Below are 4,756 nucleotides of genomic sequence, written 5' to 3'. Positions count from 1 at the left end.
ACTTACCGAACATTGGGTCCCATCGGCGTTAGGGATCACAGCGGCATCCTTTTTTGGGATGGGCGCGGAGCAAAGCGAAGCCGCATCCAAAAAAGATACAGCGAAGAGCCCGACCGCGTTGCAGCAAAAATCCAGACATGCGTTCGCTGATTTCCGCAACGCGGGTACGCCCAAAACAATACTATATAGTAATAGGGATTTCTTTTGGCGATGATTTGCGAAACTTCTATATTTGCCGTTCAAATTTTTAAACAATGATCAAGATTACACTACCCGACGGTTCGGTGAAAGAGTTTGCTTCCGGCGCGACGCCAATGGAAGTTGCCAAAAGCATTAGCGAAGGGCTGGCCAGAAACGTGATTTCGGCTTCCTTTAATGGTACAACGGTTGAAACGGAAACGCAACTGACGACGGACGGTAACCTTATTTTATACACATGGAACGATGCGGAAGGCAAAAAAGCCTTCTGGCACTCGACTTCGCATGTCCTCGCGCAGGCTTTACAGGAATTGTATCCGGGAATCAAACTAACGATTGGGCCTGCGATTGAGAAAGGGTTCTATTATGATGTGGATTTTGGCGATAAAAGCATTACTGATGCGGATTTCAAGAAGATTGAGGACCGTGTACTCGAAATTGCCCGTGAGAAGCATGAATTCAAAATGCGTTCGGCTTCAAAGGCCGATGCGCTGGCATTTTACAGAAACGAAAACAATCCGTACAAGATTGAATTGATTGAGAACCTGGAAGATGGCACAATTACGTTTTGCGACCATGCCACGTTTACGGATCTATGCCGCGGTGGACACATTCCGAATACCGGAATCATCAAAGCGATGAAAATCATGAGCGTTGCCGGAGCTTACTGGCGCGGTGATGAAAAAAACAAGCAGCTGACACGTGTTTACGGGGTTTCGTTCCCTAAACAAAAGGACCTTACCGATTACCTTGAACTTTTAGAGGAAGCGAAAAGACGAGATCACCGCAAATTAGGAAAAGAACTCGAATTGTTTGCGTTTTCACAAAGGGTGGGACAAGGCTTGCCATTATGGCTCCCGAAAGGTGCTGCATTGCGCGACCGCCTGGAGCAATTCCTGAAAAAAGCACAGAAAAAGGCCGGCTATGAGCAGGTGGTTACGCCTCACATCGGGCAAAAGGAATTGTATGTCACCTCGGGGCATTACGCAAAATATGGCGCCGATAGCTTCCAGCCGATCCACACGCCGGCGGAAGGCGAGGAATTCCTGCTGAAACCGATGAACTGCCCACACCATTGCGAGATATACAACAACAAACCCTGGTCTTATAAAGACCTTCCAAAACGTTATGCTGAATTTGGAACGGTGTACCGTTACGAACAATCAGGAGAATTGCATGGACTGACCCGCGTTCGCGGGTTTACTCAGGATGACGCGCATATCTTTTGTACACCAGACCAGTTGGATGAAGAGTTCAAAAAAGTAATCGATCTGGTATTATATGTATTTGGTTCGTTAGGTTTTGAAAACTTCACCGCGCAAATCTCTTTGCGTGACCAGGAAAACCGCGACAAATATATCGGATCGGATGAAAACTGGGAAAAAGCGGAGAACGCGATCATCAGCGCGGCACGTGATAAAAACCTAAATACCGTTGTGGAATACGGCGAAGCGGCGTTCTATGGCCCAAAACTGGATTTTATGGTCAAAGACGCTTTGGGAAGACAATGGCAATTGGGAACCATCCAGGTGGATTACAATCTACCGGAACGTTTTGAGCTTACGTATAAAGGTGCGGATGATAAATTGCACCGCCCGGTGATGATCCACCGTGCGCCTTTTGGATCGATGGAACGGTTTATTGCCATATTACTGGAACATACCGCAGGAAATTTTCCGCTTTGGCTGATGCCTGAACAGGCTATAATATTGTCTTTGAGCGAGAAATATGAAAATTATGCGAAAAAAGTTTTAGAATTGCTGGAAAATGACGAAATTCGCGCCCTAATTGACAACAGAAACGAGACGATTGGCAGGAAAATCAGGGATGCAGAAACGCAAAAGTACCCGTTTATGCTGATTGTTGGCGAGGAAGAAGAGAAAAACGGCACCATTTCAGTACGCCGTCACGGTCAGGAAGGAAAAGGAAATACCACTGTTACAATCGCTCAATTTGCTGCGATGGTGCAGGAAGAAATAGACAAGACATTAAAAACATTCAACGTTTAACTAAAAATTTAGAGCCATAGCAATCAGAAACAACAGGGGTTACCAACCCCGAGTAGAAAAAAAAGACGCCCACAGAATCAATAACCTGATCCGTACACCGGAAGTCAGGCTGGTGGGTGAAAATATTGAACCGGGAGTGTATAAAATTTCCGACGCGCTTCGAATGGCAGACGAACAGGAACTCGACCTGGTGGAAATTTCACCAAATGCCGAGCCGCCTGTCTGTAAAATAATGGATTATAAAAAATTCATTTATGAGCAAAAGAAACGCGAAAAAGTGCTTAAGGCTAAATCTACTCAGGTCGTCATCAAAGAGATCCGTTTCGGACCGCAGACAGACGAGCATGATTACGAGTTCAAAAAGAAAAACGCTGAAAAGTTCCTGAAAGAAGGTTCGAAGTTAAAAGCTTTCGTGTTCTTTAAAGGGCGATCCATCATCTACAAAGACCAGGGACAAATCCTTTTACTAAGGCTCGCCCAGGATCTCGAAGAATACGGAAAAGTGGAAGCACTGCCCGTACTTGAAGGAAAAAGGATGATCATGTTTATCGCGCCGAAAAAGAAAAGCAAATAGCCACATCAGCAGTATCACGTTAAACCGGCATTGAATATCATGCTGCGGGGCGTATCTAAAAAGTAAGTAAGTTAAATCTAAATATCCTTAGGAATTATGCCTAAAATGAAAACAAAATCCAGTGCCAAGAAACGCTTTAAAGTGACTGGCTCTGGTAAGATCAAAAGGAAACACGCTTTCAAAAGCCACATCCTGACTAAAAAGTCGAAAAAACGTAAATTGGCTTTAACACACTCTACGCTTGTTCACAAGACGGATGAAAGAAGCATCAAACAACAATTGAGGATTATCTAATCAGTCGAAAGACGAAAGTCAAAAGGGGAAAGTCCAGTACTTTCGACTTATGACTTTAGACTTTTGACAAAAGACCTCTCGGTTAAAAATCATTAATAACCCTGGAGTACGGCCTTAAGTTCCCTTGATTTAATTCGGGACGCCTGCTACAAAAAAAAAAGAAAATTATGCCAAGATCAGTAAATTCAGTTGCTAAAAGAGCACGAAGAAAAAAGATTATGAAGCAAGCCAAAGGTTTCTTTGGCAGACGTAAAAACGTTTGGACAGTTGCTAAAAATGCGGTAGAGAAAGCGATGAGCTACGCTTACCGTGACAGAAAGCAGAAAAAAAGAAATTTCCGCGCGCTGTGGATTATGCGTATCAACGCTGGTGCACGTCTTGAGGGAATGTCCTATTCTCAGTTCATGGGTAAAGTAAAAGCAAATGGAATCGAATTGAACCGTAAAGTTCTTGCCGATTTAGCAATGAACCACCCTGAAGCTTTCAAAGCAATACTTAAAAAAGTAAAATAACGTCTAATAATTGTTTAGCTTACTTATAGAGAAACCCGTTCAAAAGAGCGGGTTTTTTTATACACTACAGGAAAGGTTTAACATTTGTATTTCAAAACATTCCATCTTTTCCCTATTTTTGATATCAAACCAGAAAAATTATGATCAAAACAATGCTACGCGGCTTACTGTTCGTATCGGTTACGGCAGCCAGCGCACAATCCTTCACCACCGAAACTAAAAAAGATGCGAATGGGTATTCTTATGAAGTAGTGAAAAACGACAAAACCGGCGTGCGCGTGTACACCCTGAAAAACGGATTAAAGGTATACCTCGCCCAAAACACCGACGAGCCGAGAATACAAACCTACATTCCAGTCAGGACAGGATCAAATAACGACCCTTCCGACAATACAGGGCTCGCCCACTACCTTGAACACATGGTCTTCAAGGGAACCAGCAAAATCGGGACACAGGACTGGGAAAAGGAAAAGGTGCTGATTGCACAGATTTCCGATCTGTATGAAAAACACAAAGCAGAAACCGATCCTGAAAAAAAAGCAGCCATCTACAAACAAATCGACCAGGTATCCCTGGAAGCTTCCAAACTATCTGTTGCCAACGAATATGATAAACTGATTTCGTCACTGGGCGCCAAAGGAACCAACGCCCACACCTGGCTCAACGAAACCGTATACAAAAACAATATTCCGGCCAACGAACTGGAAAAATGGATGGTGATTGAAAAAGAGCGTTTCTCGGAATTGGTGCTGCGCTTATTCCACACCGAATTAGAAGCCGTGTACGAGGAGTTCAACCGCGCGCAGGACAATGATGGCCGCCTGGTCAATTATGCACTGATGGACGCGCTGTTCCCATTGACACCTTATGGGCAGCAAACCACGATCGGGAAATCCGAACACTTGAAAAATCCGTCGATGGTCGCCATCCACAATTATTTCAATACCTATTACGTGCCAAACAACATGGCAGTCGTATTGGTAGGCGACCTCAATTTCGATAAAACCATCCAAATGGTGGACAAATATTTCGGCACTTTCCAATACAAAGAATTGCCGATGAAGAAAATGGTGTCTGAACAGCCCATGACTGCGATCACAGAGCGCGAAGTAAAAAGCCCAACCGCAGAGCGCCTTACCATGGCCTGGAGAACTTCAGGCGTGGGGACG

6 protein-coding genes are annotated in these 4,756 nt (G+C 44.3%); all 6 read left to right on the top strand.

Annotated elements, in window-relative coordinates:
• Positions 1-214: hypothetical protein (locus CFE23_RS16385; RefSeq protein WP_291090466.1), on the top strand; the 214-nt coding region annotated here is incomplete at its 5' end.
• A 40-nt stretch (positions 215-254) separates the two neighbouring features.
• Positions 255-2,207 carry a threonine--tRNA ligase gene (thrS, locus tag CFE23_RS16380; RefSeq protein ID WP_291090464.1) on the top strand — a complete coding sequence of 651 codons (1,953 nt, stop codon included), beginning with the start codon at positions 255-257 and terminating at the stop codon, positions 2,205-2,207.
• Between the two features lie 22 nt (positions 2,208-2,229).
• Positions 2,230-2,781 (top strand): translation initiation factor IF-3, encoded by a 552-nt coding sequence (infC, locus tag CFE23_RS16375; protein ID WP_291090469.1) that lies wholly within the window; start codon positions 2,230-2,232, stop codon positions 2,779-2,781.
• Positions 2,782-2,877: 96 nt separating this feature from the next.
• Positions 2,878-3,075 carry a 50S ribosomal protein L35 gene (gene rpmI, locus CFE23_RS16370; RefSeq protein ID WP_291090462.1) on the top strand — a complete coding sequence of 66 codons (198 nt, stop codon included), beginning with the start codon at positions 2,878-2,880 and terminating at the stop codon, positions 3,073-3,075.
• 167 nt (positions 3,076-3,242) lie between these two features.
• A complete protein-coding gene (rplT, locus tag CFE23_RS16365; protein WP_291090460.1) occupies positions 3,243-3,587 on the top strand; it encodes a 50S ribosomal protein L20 in 345 nt (114 codons plus the stop codon).
• 140 nt (positions 3,588-3,727) lie between these two features.
• Positions 3,728-4,756, top strand: a 1,029-nt coding sequence (locus tag CFE23_RS16360) for an insulinase family protein (protein ID WP_291090457.1), incomplete at its 3' end; no start/stop codon positions are given.

The organism is Flavobacterium sp. BFFFF1 (genome assembly GCF_002256285.1).
In the GTDB taxonomy this organism is placed as follows: domain Bacteria; phylum Bacteroidota; class Bacteroidia; order Flavobacteriales; family Flavobacteriaceae; genus Flavobacterium.
This window is presented reverse-complemented; position numbering and strand designations above follow the sequence as displayed.